This is a genomic window from Novosphingobium sp. BL-S-20 (assembly GCF_055521635.1).
In genome coordinates, this window is sequence record NZ_CM145493.1 from 900,000 (window position 1) to 914,448 (window position 14,449).

General features: G+C 59.7%; 9 protein-coding genes. 4 read left to right on the forward strand and 5 right to left on the reverse strand.

The genetic code is table 11. The annotated features are described in order from the left end of the window. Nucleotides 1-2 precede the first annotated feature (2 nt). Both ACZ1II_RS03880 and ACZ1II_RS03885 read left to right on the forward strand, forming a co-directional pair. Nucleotides 3-941 (forward strand): ABC transporter substrate-binding protein, encoded by a 939-nt coding sequence (locus ACZ1II_RS03880; protein ID WP_465144484.1) that lies wholly within the window; start codon nucleotides 3-5, stop codon nucleotides 939-941. 96 nt (nucleotides 942-1,037) lie between these two features. Beyond that, complete coding sequence (locus ACZ1II_RS03885; RefSeq protein WP_465144485.1) at nucleotides 1,038-3,566, forward strand: TonB-dependent receptor plug domain-containing protein; 2,529 nt, start codon at nucleotides 1,038-1,040, stop codon at nucleotides 3,564-3,566. 45 nt (nucleotides 3,567-3,611) lie between these two features. On the opposite strand, the gene ACZ1II_RS03890 is transcribed toward ACZ1II_RS03885, so the two are convergent. The 5 genes from ACZ1II_RS03890 to ACZ1II_RS03910 form a co-directional block, all read right to left on the reverse strand. Continuing rightward, a complete protein-coding gene (locus ACZ1II_RS03890) occupies nucleotides 3,612-4,766 on the reverse strand; it encodes an acyltransferase family protein (RefSeq protein WP_465144486.1) in 1,155 nt (384 codons plus the stop codon). After that, entirely contained in the window at nucleotides 4,763-6,217 is a 1,455-nt protein-coding gene (locus tag ACZ1II_RS03895) for a hypothetical protein (protein WP_465144487.1), read from the reverse strand. The genes ACZ1II_RS03890 and ACZ1II_RS03895 overlap by 4 nt, the downstream gene beginning before the upstream one ends. 493 nt (nucleotides 6,218-6,710) lie before the next feature. Beyond that, nucleotides 6,711-7,256 carry a polysaccharide biosynthesis/export family protein gene (locus ACZ1II_RS03900; RefSeq protein ID WP_465144488.1) on the reverse strand — a complete coding sequence of 182 codons (546 nt, stop codon included), beginning with the start codon at nucleotides 7,254-7,256 and terminating at the stop codon, nucleotides 6,711-6,713. Between the two features lie 94 nt (nucleotides 7,257-7,350). Beyond that, nucleotides 7,351-9,585: a GumC family protein gene (locus ACZ1II_RS03905; RefSeq protein WP_465144489.1), complete on the reverse strand. Its 2,235-nt coding sequence runs from the start codon at nucleotides 9,583-9,585 to the stop codon at nucleotides 7,351-7,353. 43 nt (nucleotides 9,586-9,628) lie between these two features. Next, complete coding sequence (locus ACZ1II_RS03910) at nucleotides 9,629-10,957, reverse strand: outer membrane beta-barrel protein (RefSeq protein ID WP_465144490.1); 1,329 nt, start codon at nucleotides 10,955-10,957, stop codon at nucleotides 9,629-9,631. 438 nt (nucleotides 10,958-11,395) lie between these two features. Between ACZ1II_RS03910 and frc the strand changes: the two genes are divergently transcribed. Together frc and oxc are read left to right on the forward strand one after the other, a co-directional pair. Then, nucleotides 11,396-12,646: a formyl-CoA transferase gene (gene frc / locus ACZ1II_RS03915; protein WP_465144491.1), complete on the forward strand. Its 1,251-nt coding sequence runs from the start codon at nucleotides 11,396-11,398 to the stop codon at nucleotides 12,644-12,646. A 44-nt stretch (nucleotides 12,647-12,690) separates the two neighbouring features. Next, nucleotides 12,691-14,400 carry an oxalyl-CoA decarboxylase gene (gene oxc / locus ACZ1II_RS03920; RefSeq protein ID WP_465144492.1) on the forward strand — a complete coding sequence of 570 codons (1,710 nt, stop codon included), beginning with the start codon at nucleotides 12,691-12,693 and terminating at the stop codon, nucleotides 14,398-14,400. Nucleotides 14,401-14,449 lie beyond the last annotated feature (49 nt).

Below are 14,449 nucleotides of genomic sequence, written 5' to 3' on the forward strand. Positions count from 1 at the left end.
CGATGTTGGACAGACGTAATCTGCTTTTCGGACTAGCCACGACTGTCGCCCTGGCCGCTTGCGGCCGGGGCGGCGGCGCAAATGCGCGGGTGCTGCGCGTCGGCAGCCAGAAGGGCAGTACCAAATCCCTGATGCGGGCTTCCGGTGCGCTGGACGGAGCACCCTATCAGGTCGAATGGTCGGAGTTTCCGGCGGCGCAGAACCTGCTCGAAGCGCTTGGTAGCAGTGCGGTCGACCTTGGTCTCGTCGGCGATGCGCCGTTTCAGTTCGCCTACCAGGCGGGCAGTCCCATCAAGGCGGTGGGCGCCCAGCGTACGCAGGCGCGGTTCGATGGCGCGCTATCCATCCTCGTGCCGGCAAAGTCGCCGGTGCGTGACGGCAGGGGCCTGAAGGGCAGGCGTGTCGCCACGACGCGCGGGAGCGTGGGGCATTATCTCGTTCTCCGTTCGATGATCGCTTCGGGTCTCAAGCCCGAGGATGTGAAGATCGTGTTCCTTTCTCCCAGCGATTCCCGTGCCGCGCTTCAGAGCGGTGCTGTGGATGCCTGGTCGACATGGATGCCCTATGTCGCGGCGGCTCAGGCCGAAGGCGACCGGATCGTCGTGGACGGTCGTGAATTCGTGCAGGGCTATGGCTTCGAGGTCGCCCCGGAAAGCGCCATCGCCAGCAAGCGCGACCAGTTGAGCGATTTTCTCCGCAGAGAGGCGAAGGCGCTCGAATGGGCCAAGGGGCATATCGACGATTATGGCGCGGTCCTGGCCAAGGAAACGGGCCTGCCCCCGGATATCGCGCGCGCGACGGCAGAGAAGAATATCCGCCTCCGCGTTCCGATCGACAATAGAGTTATCTCCGACCAGAAGGTCGTTCTGGATACATTCCGGAAGTTTGGGGAAGTGAAGTCGGCAAGGCCGCTCGATGGCGCATTCGTTTTGAATGCATGAATCAAGAAAAACTTGGTCTGAGATAAGCTAATTCAATTTCAACTAATTTTGTTGAGATGGCACGAAGCTCTCATGTTTCTGAATTCGGGGGCTCCTGTGAAGAAGTTTTTGGTATCCAGTTTTCTTGCCGGCGTTTCTTTCCTCGCCGTCAGCCCGGCGCGAGCGGAAGAGGAAGTGGCAGCGCCTGCTGCCGACACCACAGCGGCGGATGCGGAGGGTTCCGCGATCGTCGTGACCGGCGCGCGCGGGCGCATTCAGCGCTCGGTCGCAGACAGCCCAGTGCCGATCGATGTCATCAGCCCGCAGGAACTGAAGAACACCGGCCGCACTGGCCTCAAGGAAATCCTCGGCAATATCATTCCCTCGTTGAGCATGCCCGCGCTCGGCGGCGGCGGTACATCGGCGAGTGTCAGGCCGATCTCGATCCGGGGTCTTTCCGGCGACTATGTGCTGGTCCTCGTCAACGGCAAGCGCCGCCATACGACCTCGCTCATCAACAATCTCTCGCGCATTTCAGGCGGGTCGACCCCGGTGGACATCGACCTGATTCCCACCAGCGCGGTTGGCCGGATCGAAGTGTTGCGCGACGGCGCGGCGGCGCAGTACGGTTCGGATGCGATTTCCGGCGTCATCAACATCATTCTCGACAATGCGCCGCGCGGCGGCGAATTTTCGGTAACGGGCGGTCAGCTCTATGAGAAGGGCGGGGCGCTGGTGCAAATCGCCGGGTCCTACGGCACGCCGCTGGGCGACGGCGGCTTCGCGCGCTTCTCGATCGAGGCAAAATATCATGACCGCGCGGATTCCTCGGCTCAGCCGGTGCCCTATGTCTACCCGCTGGTAAACGGTCAGCCCGACCCGCGGGAGGCCGATGCCAACCACCTGATCGCCGGCGGCTATGGCCGCTCAAATCGCGACAAGATCGTCAACACCAGCTACAACGCCGAACTGCCCGTTGGCGACGATACCACGCTCTATTCGTTCTCGACCCTGAGCTATCGCGACATCAACGACGCACGCGGCGCCTATTTCGCGTCGGCGACGGGCTACGGTGGATTGGCCAATACGTCCGGCGCCTCGGTGCTGCCGCAGCTCTATCCTGCGGGCTTCCAGGCCTACCGTCGAATCTGGGAGTGGGACTGGCAGGCCGCCCTCGGCCTTCGCAGCGAATTTGCAGGCTGGTCGCTCGATCTCTCCACCAGCTTCGGACGCGACAACGTCAAGCTCGGCGCGGACAACACGCTCAACCCCTCGCTGGGGCCGGATTCCAAGAGCAGCTTCTTCATGGGGCGGCAGAAGCAGGATCTCTGGGTCAACAATCTCGATCTCAGCCGCGATGTAGATTTGGGCCTGGCCAAGCCGGTCAGCCTTTCGTTGGGTGTCGAGCATCGCTGGGAGCGCTTCCAGAACATTGCCGGCGAACCGGATTCCTATCGTGACGGCGGCTATGTGATCCCGGCGGACGGCACGCCGTTCGGCCAGCTTTATGGAGGCCGTTCGCCGTCGCCGGGGCTTGTATCGTTCACAGGCACCTCGCCCGCCGATGCGTCGAGCATCAGCCGCAACAATGTGGCGGCTTATGTCGATCTCTCGACAGACCTGACGCCCGGCTGGTTCCTGGGACTTGCGGGGCGGTTCGAACACTATTCGGACAGCGCTGGAAACACGTTCAGCGCGAAGGCTTCGACCCGTGTCGAACTGGCGAGGGGGCTTGCATTACGCGGAGGCGTCAACACCGGTTTCCGGGCACCGTCACTGGCACAGACGGCATTCTCGACCACGCAGAACACCGTCACCGTGATCGGCGACGAGCGCGTTTCGACGGTCTCGAAGTTCCTGCCCGTCAACAGTGCGGCGGCGGTTGCGCTTGGCGCAAAGCCGCTGAAGCCGGAAAAGTCGCTCAACTTCACGGCGGGTGTGACTTACGAGACGGGCCCGTTCCGCCTGACGATCGATGCCTATCAGATCCGCATCGACGACCGTATCGTCAAGACTGAATTCCTCGGTACGGCTTCCAACGGCGGCGCAGCGATCAAGGATATTCTCGTCGCCAACGGTATCGATGATGTGGACAGCGCCCAGTTCTTCACCAATGCCATCGACACCCGCACGCGCGGTGTCGATGTAGTGGGCGAATATACCCTCGATACCGCCGCGCTCGGCACTGTCCGTCTCAACGCGGCCTACAGCTACAACCGGACCAAGATCCTGCACGTGATCGATAATCCGGAAGAACTCAGCAGCCTCAATGTTACCCTATTCGGGCGCCAGGCCCAGCGCGATCTCGTGGCGGCACTGCCGCGCAGCAAGGTGGTGCTGTCGAGCAACTGGTCGCTCGACAAGCTGCGCGCGTTGGTGCGCGTGACGCGCTATGGTGGATATACGGAGTCAAGCAATGTCGCGACATCCGATCGCACGTTCGGTGCGAAGTGGGTGGCCGATGCCGAGATCGGCTATCAACTCACGCAAGCCCTCGATATTGCGGTGGGGGCGAACAATCTCTTCGATAGCTACCCCGACAAGAATGGTGCCATCGCCGCCGACGGCTCCGGTCTTTACGGCAATTTCGCGCCGTTCGGCCTGAGCGGCGGTTTCTACTATGCCCGTCTGGGCTACAAATTCTGAAGGCATGATGCGGGCGATGGTCGATTGAGGGCCGCCGCCCGTGCCTCACGGAGAGAGCGGTGCGTCGGAAGGGGGCGCTTGCAGGATAGTTGGCCCGGCATCCTGTCGCACGATTTCTCCTTGGCCGGCACGCCTCAAAAATGGCCGTTTTTCGATCAGGTGGCGCAGGTGCCGCTGCGCGGGGCGGTCTAGGTATATCGTCACCCCAGCTGCAGCGAGGATGATTACCGGCACAAGCAGGTAGGATTCGAAACCGGCGCGGTTCATTCCGAAGAGTTTCTCGGCGCCGCCGGAGTAAATTGCGAGTATCGGCACATGGATACCGTAGAGAGCGTAGGAAATACTCCCCAGAAAGCGTGTGCCGGGAATACCGCTTCCATTTGGCGAGCATATCGCGAGCATCAATATCAGCGGCAGGCCCAGTGCTGCGATGCCCAGTGTCCATCCATTTCCCGATATCGGAGCGGCAAGAAAAAGGATCAGCAGGCCTGCGGCGACGGCACCCGCCGCTCTCCCAAGGCGTGGCAGGTGTCTGCGATAGGCATGGATCAGCAAGCCCACGGAGAAACCGAAGCAGACCCGCGCGAGGCCGCCGGGAAATGAGGGAATGTCCCAGCCCATGTCCAGAGTCCCTTGTATTGCCGTCAGCCCTGAAAGGCTGAGCAATCCGGCGAGGGCGAGGACGATGAGGGTGAAGCGGCCGCGGAATACGATGAGGCCTGCCCAGATGAAATTGATGACGAGTTCGAAAAACAAGGACCACAAGGGGCCGTTGATCGGAAAGGCCTCCCATCCCGAAGCATGCCCCGGCCACCATTTCGGCAGAAGGAACATGTTCAGCAGGGTCGCGGAAAGGATGTCAGGGAGACTGTCCGAGCGGGACGGGGCTATAATCCAGCGGGCCAAGGCATAGGCCGCGCCCAAGCAGATCCCCATCGTGACTACCGGCATCATTCTTGCCAGGCGTCGTACCGCGAATTCTCGGAACGACATGCCTTGTAGAAGGCGCTCCCGATAGGCTTCCGCGATGACGAAGCCGCTCAGCATGAAGAAGAAATCGACGGCAAGATAACCGTTCGGCGCGAGGGCGGGAGCCTGGGCGCGGGTGCCGATATGAAAAATTAGAACGATCACGGCGGCAATGCCGCGAAGTTCGTCGAGAAGTCCGTACCGGGCGTGTTTCGTGCCAATGCGCCTCATGCGAAACCCTTCACGTAAGGTGGGCTGCCTAAGTTATGTGCCGAAGCGGTTCGGATGGGTGGGGGCGGTCGATGGCGGAGCGTCATCGATAATGCAGTGGTGATTGCGAAGCCGAACCCCGTAAGCGGATCGAAGTTGGCATCTGCGATCATCAGCGACACAGTCAAACCGGGTATGTAGGAAAAGCGAAATGCGGAGATTATGATTTGCGATTCCGCCGTTCCGAACCGAGGGGCGCGAAAGAACGAGATCAGCGAAAAGGTATAGAAGGAAAGCCCGCCCAGTATCCCGGTGGCGCTGAAGACAGCGACGAGGCTGCTGGAGGATCGCGTGCTTCCCAGCCCTATGCCGATGCCCTGGCTTTCGAACAGGCTGGACAAAGCAACGTAGCGCCACATCCCGCGTTCCTCAAACGAATAGGAAGAGGCTTTCTGCAGGACCATTCGATCGATCATCGAGACTATCGGGTCCAGAAGCTCCGGCTTGAACAGTAGTGTCGTCGTGACGGCGATCAGGATGCCGATGAGCAGCGTCAATTCGCCAAGCAGACCTTGCCTGTAAATCGCCATGTCCCGGCCGTGCACGTTTATGCGCAGCAGCCACTCCAGCATGGCCATCAGAACGAAGATCACGACCCCCACATACGTTGCCGATGACTTTGCCTGCCAGCACAGAAGGAAAAGCAGTGCTATCAGAATGGGGCAGATCGTCTTCCGCAATCTGGCATTGACGATAGCGCGCCGATAGAAATGAACCGCGCACAGAAAGCCTAGGCAATAGTTTCCAAAAGCTGATGCCTCGGGCATCAGTCCGACGACGCGCTTCGAACCGAGAACTTCGACCTCTGTGGCCAGTGCATAGGACGCGGTGCGGAAGGGGGCGAGGACTGGGTCGAGCGGTAGGAACTGACTTGCGTAGTCGAGCAGTCCTGTGGCGATCAGCACGGCGGCGCCGAGGCACATGGCCTGCAAAGCATGTTGTCGCATACGTGCCGATTGGAGAAGTTGCGCAAAGGCGAAAACCGTGAGTACTGAGATCGTGATGTATACCCACTGCGACAGGTTCTGCGTCGATGGATACAATGGTGCGCTTTCGCTCAAAATGCCGCGCACGGGAACGACGGGTATCCTGCCTGCGAACAGGCGCGGCATGAATAGCGTCGTCACGCTCGCAACGATCCAGAAGGCGAAAAGGAACAGCAGGCGATCTGGAAGGAGAGCCAGGGCGAGGAACGATGCTGGACCCTGCCTGTTCAGGAAGGCCTTGCCGATGAGGACCAGCGCGACGATCGGAGTTGCGATGAATGTCAGTCCGCCGGTGACAATTGTAGGGATAGCAGCGCATGCTCCGAAAGGCATCGTTGCGAAGAACAGGTAAAGCGCCATGGGGCGCGGCGCGATCATGGCGGCGAACACGAGTACCCAGAAGATGATGATGGGGATCGTATTCACGACTGAGTACGCGCTGCTATACTAGAATTGATCGAAACGCGACTTGTCAGTCGGGCGCTACTAGGCCCGGACTTAGAGCTGGTTTGGAAACTCGTGAAATGCGAATTTCGCAGCACCGGACTAATTGCCCACCTTACCACTCGAGCGATATTGCCGTTGGCTCGTAGGATGAGTTTGTGGGCCATGGCCGCCTCGAGAATACCTGTGCGGACATTTTTGAGGCATTCTTCCGCTATTTTTCGGCATAAAGGTGAGGAGTGAGAATTAAACATACCGGCAGTCAATCTCTAAAAGGACTGGTCAATTTTTAGATGAAAACTCTCGATATCTCAGAAAAAATTCGTCCAATATGGTGTTGTATTTTTTATCGAGATGCCTATCAAGTTGCCCATATTTCATTGATTGGCATGCGTCGACGAGGGATGCGCTTCTTCCAGGGAATAGCCCTCGGAACCGTCAGCGCTGTTCGCGGCGATTCATTTCAAAATAGATCTTAGAAAAATCGCGAGGATATGCGGATCGTGTCCCCAGGAAGCACCGCGGCTCCGCTGGTCAAGCGGTATGCTTGTTCGGTGCTGTCGTTCGAATGTCGAATATAAACCCGGCCCTGATTTGCGCGGTATGTAAAGCCTCCTGCTTTTGCCACGAGTGCGAAGACAGACATTCCCTCTGTATAGGTGTACTCTCCAGGTTTTTGAATTTCTCCCAGTATATATATTGGCTTGTAGCTCGATATTTCCAAAGTTATTTTGGCATTTCGGACATATTCACGGCTGAAAATCTGAGAAAGTTCGGTGCGGAGTTCTGGAAGGGTTTTTCCCGCCGCGGCGACGCTGCCGGCCATGGGCAAGCTCAGAAAGCCATTGCCGTCAATGATGTATTCTCCTGAAAGATCTTTTTCACGAAATATATCCAATTGGAGCCTGTCACCGATTGCAAGCCGGTATTGCACGAGACTGACCCGTGGTAGTTCCGCTGAGGGAACTGACCTGCAGGCGATAAGCAAGGCGCTCAAGGCAAGAACAATTGCATGTTTCATCGCGAACCTTCCGATCGGCATGAATATTTTTGTCCGGCATGAATGCGCGTGGATTTAATCGTCGAAATCTCGACGATGGAGGGCATTGCGTGGATCATGAGTAATATCCGCGATAGCTTCTGTAGAAACTTGAAATATCGTTTCCGCCAAAGCGACTTTGTTTCTTCATGTCGACTTTGTTCAGAACGATCCCAAGCCGCTTGGTTTCCCGTGCCGGTATTTGCCTGATCGCGGCTTTCGCAATGCGCTCGATCGTTTTGCGCCAGTGCACGGCAAAAATTATATTGTCTGCCTGGGCGATGATTTCCCGCGCTTCCGCAATCGGCAGAACGGGGGGGCAATCGAGAACGATAACGTCAAATTCTTCCTTGAGCTTGGCGATTACTCGGTGGAGGCGGCCTTTTTCAGTCAGGCGTTCTCCTTTGGGAAAGGGGCGGGTTATGGGGAGGATGCGCAACGGCGATCCAGGATCGGGATAGTGGGTGATTTGCCAGTTTTCGGAATGAAGCGCCTCGTAGAGGCCGGGATCTTCATCGCGAAATCCGAACTGCTTGCTCAACTGGGCACGTATCACGTCGCAATCGACGACGATGACGTATTCGTTTGCCAAGGCCAGCGAGCGGGCCCGACAGGATGCGATGGTCGATTTGCCTTCGCCGGGAAGTGCCGATGTCGTTGCGATCACTTTGCCTTGGCGGTTGCCGGATTGACGGATCGAGACGATCACATTGCGTATGGATTCGGAAAATGCTCCGTTCGAGTGCTCGCGCACCGTTTCGAGCGGCGTTGCCGAATAGGGCTCAACGGTGCGATGCGCGGGGATGAAGCCGAGCGCGCGAAAGCCCAGCCGGCTTTCGATGTCGTCGAGCGTCGTGAAGCCTCGATAGGATAATTCCGACGCGACGGCGACGATCGCCCCCATCAGTATTCCGACGGTAAAGCCGATAGCCAAATTCAAGGACAAGTTTGGTGAAATCGGCAATGTTGGGATATTGGCAGGGGAAACCAGCCTTGCGGTGGGCTGCTCCGATCCCGATCCGGCGATGATCGAATTGTAGCGTTCAAGGTAGGATTGATAGAGGCCTTGCGTCGCTTCTGCGCGCTTCTCGAGATCGGCCAGAACGACGAGCGCATTGTTATCGGTGCTCAACTGCGATTGAGCGCCGTTGCGACTGGATAGCAGCGAGGCAAGCCGTTGGGACGACGTGTCTGCGGTGGTTTCCAGCAATTTGATCGAACGGGCGACTTCGGCCGCAATCTGCCTGTCGATATCGGCGATCTGCTGGCGCACGGTTATCAGGTCGTCGTTGCTGTCGAAATAGCGCTCCGAAAAATCCCGTTCCTTGACGATCAGCTGGGCCCGCTGGGTTCGCAGGGCCGTCACGACCGGCGACGTGGCCGCTTCGCCCACATTGTTCGCTCCACCGGACCGAAGTTGTCGCTGCGCGCTAGCAAGGGCTGCGGTATCGCGCGCCGATTCTGCGCGTGCTTGAGCAACTTGCTGATTATAAGTTGAAATTTCCTGTTCGGTCAGACCTGTCGCGGCGGAACTGAGCAGTCCGTTGCGGATGCGATAAGCCTGTACGGCGGCAAAGTCGTCATTGGCCGAGCGTCGCAACTCGTCAACCCGTCCCTTCAGCACCCGAGCGGCTGTAGTGTGGGCCTTTTCCGTCTCGCGCGCGTCATCCGTCGTATAGAAACGGGCGAAGCTATTGGTGACCAGTGCTGCCCTTTCGGCATTCGAATCCGAAAATGAAAGCCGCAATGTGTAGGAATCGCCGATGCGGGTAACGTTGAGATGCCTGAGCAGATACGTCACGGCCCTGTTTCGCAAGGCGTCCGGTTGCAGGTTTTCGAAAGTCTTGCCGGCATTTCGGTCGAAGCCAATCGAAACGAGCAGATTGTCCAGGAATGACCGTGGGTAGGCCACGTCCAGGATGAAGTTGCGATCCTGGAGAAGGTCGATGGAATCCAGAACCTGCTCCGCCATCTTGCGTGAGGTTATCAGTTGTATCTGCGTTTCGACTTCTTCCGAACGAACCGGGGCCGTGGGGGCGTTATCGTCTTCGTGGGGAACGACTTTGGTCGGCTTGGTTATCATGACGACATCGGCGGTTGCCAGGTAAGTCCGCGGCAGAGCAGTCGTCCAGAGAAGCGCGACGATAACGCAGATGGCCAGGGTCAGGAAAAAGGCTTCCCTGCGCCGCCGCAGCATGGCGAAAAGGTATTTGACCGTGATTTGATCCTCCGACAACCGATATTCGGCGGCAGCTTCGGTCATGAGCTGGGGTACACCGTCGGGAGATTCGTAGAGCGCGGGAAGATTCAAGCGAGGCACTCCTTGCAGTCGAACTGGACATTCAACCCCCGCATCAAGGGGTGATGGTGACACCGATGCCGGCGGAAATGGACTTGAAGCCACTGACGAGAGGCGTACCTTCGACGTCCTGATCGACGACGGAAACATAGCCGCCGAGGGATAGCATCGGGTTCAGCCGGTACTGGCCGCCGAGGCGCAGCGTTCGGCGTGCAGTTCGGGTATCGACATCGCGATAGGCCCCTCTTTCGCTCGTCGCGCTGAGACTCAGGCGCAGATTGCGTAAGGGATCGAAATAGGCAGAGGCAATGAGTGTATCGTTCAGGATGCCTGCGACTTCCCGTTCACCGCTGTTCTGGAAGGTCCGGTTGGCCTGGATGCGCAACGTCGTCAGCGGCGTGACGTACCACTGGACATCTGCGAGAAACGTGATCCCCGCAAAATCGCGATAGATCTGCAACGTGTAATCGCGTCGTTGGTAGCCGATGCCGATCTGCGCCGATAGAAGGGGTGTGACACTGCCTTTGAGGCCGACAACGGCCGAGGTACTTCGCGAATTTCGCCGCAAATCGTCAGGCCCGGCGGTTGAATCGCTGTCGGACACGGTGGCGCTGATGAAGCTGGAAACCAAGCCGGTGAAATCGTAGTTCAGCTGCACTTCTGCGCGGATGGTGCGGGTGTCGCGGAAGGACTGATCCACATCCGGCCCGCTTTCTCGGGCGAGCGGATTGTAATGAAGCTGCTGATAGCCGGCTGACGGGACCAGCCTGAACTTGCCGAATGCCCAGTCCAGCGCGAGGCTGCTTTCGATCCGGCGATAGCTCACGGGTTCCGATGCATCGGCGATCGTTCCTGCACTGCTGCGAGGTTCGATCAGGTGCGCATAGTCGGCCTTGGCGGTGAAGGTTGTTTCGGCTGCCGGATTCAGGCGCGCTTCTGCGGCGGTTTCGAACTCTTCGCTGTTCTCGCCCTTGAATTTCGCGAACCGGCGGGCGGTGCCGCTGGCCGAGAGATTCAGCGCATAGGGCGGGGTTTCGACATTCACGCGAAGTGCTGGCGAGATGAGCACCATGATGTCCGAAACGCCTTCTTTCCGGTTGAAGACATTGCCTGAAAATCCACCGGCGATGGAAAGGGCGGGTTGCAGGGCGAACGACCCAATCCGGATGGGCGGTTGCTGATAGTCCGGTTCGAGCCGGGCTCCGGCAACGTCCGAACGGTTCAACTGAGGTGCGATGACGATGGATGTCCCCTCACCAACTTGTGCAAGCACGGTTCCGGGGCAGAGCGTGACGCCCCAGGCCGCGATGGTTTCGAACAGCCTGCGCTTCGACGACGCCTTGAACGCCGGTAAGCGCCCTGGAAACATTACGCGCAGTATCATCCGGTCGGTTCGCTTTGCGGATTGAGGCATTACTTAATCGTCCAATTCGAACCTTGGGATTCGACTTAGGAAAAGTGAGTAAGGCTTACAGGAGGTGTTCGGTGAACCGCGTGCCTTGATTGATCCGAAAGCGCGGTAACTATCCGGATGCCGAGGTTCCGCTTTCGGACGGAGGGGTGTTTCGATCGTCAAGGCGAGGGAAAGGCGCCGATTGTGCGGGCGTTTGCATTCTTGGTCCGGAATGGAGGCAGTCACCGGATCGCAGGCGACGCCTGACCGTGTCGGGCGCCATGAGGCACTTTCTATTGCCAGGCAGTACGGAGATCGCCGGATCTGCAGGGGCATCCTGCTTCCCGGTATAAGTTCATACAGACCTTGGTGTTATTGAATCGCTTTGCGGGGCGACCACCTCTTGTCTCCAGGAATTGGAGCATCATCATGGTATTGCCGCTGGAAGGTGTAAAAGTCGTCGATTTTACCGGAGTTCAGGCAGGTCCCGCCTGTACGCAGATGATGGCGTGGTACGGCGCCAGCGTCCTGAAGGTCGAGCGCCCCGGAAAGGGCGATATTACCCGGTCGCAATTGCGTGACATTCCCGATCTCGATGCCCTCTATTTCACGATGCTCAACAGCAACAAGCGGTCTCTGGAACTGGACACCAAGACCGAGGACGGCAAGCGCATCCTCGAACAGCTGATCCGCGGTGCGGACGTGATGGTCGAGAACTTCGCGCCGGGCGCGCTCGACCGCATGGGCTTCAGCTGGGAGCGTATCCAGGAACTCAATCCTCGCCTCGTGTTCGGTTCCATCAAGGGCTTTAGCGAGGAATCGCCTTACGCGGACCTCAAGGTCTACGAGAACGTCGCGCAGTGTGCTGGCGGCGCTGCTTCGACGACTGGCTTCTGGGACGGCCCGCCGACAGTGAGCGCTGCGGCGCTGGGCGACAGCAATTCCGGCATGCACCTGCTGATCGGCATCCTGACCGCGCTGCTGCACCGGGAAAAGACCGGGAAGGGGCAGAAGGTGGCGGTATCGATGCAGGATGCCGTGCTCAATCTGTGCCGGGTCAAGCTGCGCGACCAGGAGCGGCTGGAGCGGGTCGGCTACCTGGAGGAATATCCGCAGTATCCGAATACGCCTTTCGGCGATGCCGTGCCGCGCGGCGGCAATGCGGGCGGCGGCGGCCAACCGGGATGGATATTGAAGTGCAAGGGCTGGGAGAGCGATCCCAACGCCTATATCTATTTCACCATCCAGGAGCAGAACTGGGCGCGAACCTGCGAAGCGGTCGGCCATCCGGAGTGGCAGGGCGATCCGGCCTATGCCACCGCAAAGGCCCGGCAGGCCCATCTTTTCGACATCTTCCGGGAGGTCGAGGTCTGGCTTGCCGACAAGACCAAGTTCGAGGCCGTGGCGATCCTGTCGAAGTTCGAGGTGCCCTGCGCGCCGGTGCTGTCGATGAAGGAGATCGCCTACGATCCGGCGCTGCGGGCCAGCGGATCGATCGTCGAAGTCGAGGAGGAGAAGCGCGGAAAGTACCTGACCGTGGGCAGCCCGATCAAGTTTTCGTCCTTCGCGCCGGATATCAAGGGCGCGCCGTTGCTGGGCGAGCATTCGGACGAGGTTCTGGCCGAGCTTGGCTATACGCCCGCCGAGATCGCGGCGCTGCACGCTTCGGGCGTGGTCTGAAGTCGTCGCCGTTTCCCGCGTCCTTGCACGAAAGGTTGACCTCCATGGCGACCCCGACCGATTCCGTTTCGCTGACCAACGGTTTTCATCTCATCGTCGATGCCCTCCGGCTCAACGGCATAGACAGCATCTTCGGTGTCGCCGGAATTCCCGTGACCGATCTGGCGCGTATCGCGCAGGGTGCGGGGATTCGTTACATCGGCTTTCGCCATGAGGCTTCGGCGGGCAATGCCGCGGCGATTTCCGGCTATCTCACCCGGAAGCCCGGCATCTGCCTTACCGTATCCGCTCCGGGCTTCCTCAACGGCCTGGTCGCGCTGGCCAATGCGACGGTGAACGGGTTTCCGATGATCCAGATCAGCGGTTCCAGCAACCGCGCGATCGTCGATCTGCAGCAGGGCGATTATGAGGAACTCGACCAGATGAACGCGGCCAAGCCTTATGCCAAGGCCGCCTTCCGGGTGAACCGGCCGGAGGATATCGGCATCGGTCTTGCCCGCGCGATCCGGGCTGCCGTTTCCGGTCGTCCGGGCGGGGTCTACCTGGACCTGACCGCAGAAGTCCTCGCAGCGACGATGGACGCGGCCGAAGGGGCTGCGTCGCTGATCGAGGTGGTGGACGCCGCGCCGCGTCAGTTGCCTGCACCCGAGGCCGTCGAGCGGGCGCTGGATCTTCTGGTCACTGCGAAGAAGCCGCTGATCTTGCTGGGCAAGGGCGCCGCCTATGCGCAGGCCGATGCCGATATCCGCAGCCTGGTAGAACGGACCGGCATTCCCTTCCTGCCGATGTCGATGGCCAAGGGACTGCTGCCGGACGATCACCCGCTGTCGGCCGCCGCTGCTCGGTCGCTGGCGCTGGCAGAGGCCGATGTGGTGGTACTGGTGGGCGCCCGGCTCAACTGGCTGCTGGGCCACGGCCGAAGTCCGCAATGGTCGGCGGCGGCGAGGTTCATCCAGCTCGACATTGCACCCACCGAGGCTGACAGCAACCGGGCTATTGCCGCGCCTGTGATAGGCGACATCGGCTCCTCGGTCGCCGCTCTGCTTGAGGGGCTGGATTCGCGGGAAATCGCGCCCAGTCCCGAATGGATCACTGCGCTGGAGGCAAAGAAGCGGCACAACGGCGAGCACATGGCGGCCCGGCTTGCCGCCAGTCCGCAGCCCATGGAGTTCTACGGTGCGCTTGGTGCGATCAAGGCCGTACTCGATGACGCGCCTGAGCACTATCTCGTCAACGAGGGCGCGAATACGCTCGATATCTGCCGCAACGTCATCGACATGAAGGTCCCGCGCCACCGGCTCGATACCGGAACCTGGGGGGTGATGGGAATCGGGATGGGCTATGCCATCGGTGCGGCGGTTACCACGGGCAAGCCGGTCATAGCCATCGAGGGGGACAGCGCCTTCGGCTTCAGCGGAATGGAGCTGGAGACGATCTGCCGTTACGATCTGCCGGTGACCACCGTGATCTTCAACAACGGCGGCATCTATCGCGGCGACGGCACCAACCTTTCGGGCGGATCGGACCCAGCTCCCACCGTCCTGCTGCGGGCCGGTTACGAGAAGATGATCGAGGCTTTCGGCGGGATCGGCTACCATGTGGACGAGCCCGAGGCGCTGAAGCAGGCGCTGAAAGCGGCGATAGCGTCGGGCAGGCCTGCGCTCATCAACTGCATGATCGATCCTGCCGCGGGGACCGAAAGCGGTCATATCGGAAACCTCAATCCGCGGAGCAGGATTCAGGTGGGGGGATGAACGTCCCGGCGCGAACCGCTCCGCGTCATCGGCTGGGTTTCGCCTTGCT

Excerpts from the sequence above, each read along its gene's own strand:
- ACZ1II_RS03880 (WP_465144484.1), top strand. The coding sequence starts at position 3 with ATGTTGGACAGACGTAATCTGCTTTTCGGACTAGCCACGACTGTCGCC.
- ACZ1II_RS03890 (WP_465144486.1), bottom strand. The coding sequence starts at position 4,766 with ATGAGGCGCATTGGCACGAAACACGCCCGGTACGGACTTCTCGACGAA.
- ACZ1II_RS03900 (WP_465144488.1), bottom strand. The coding sequence starts at position 7,256 with ATGAAACATGCAATTGTTCTTGCCTTGAGCGCCTTGCTTATCGCCTGC.
- ACZ1II_RS03910 (WP_465144490.1), bottom strand. The coding sequence starts at position 10,957 with ATGATACTGCGCGTAATGTTTCCAGGGCGCTTACCGGCGTTCAAGGCG.
- frc (WP_465144491.1), top strand. The coding sequence starts at position 11,396 with ATGGTATTGCCGCTGGAAGGTGTAAAAGTCGTCGATTTTACCGGAGTT.
- oxc (WP_465144492.1), top strand. The coding sequence starts at position 12,691 with ATGGCGACCCCGACCGATTCCGTTTCGCTGACCAACGGTTTTCATCTC.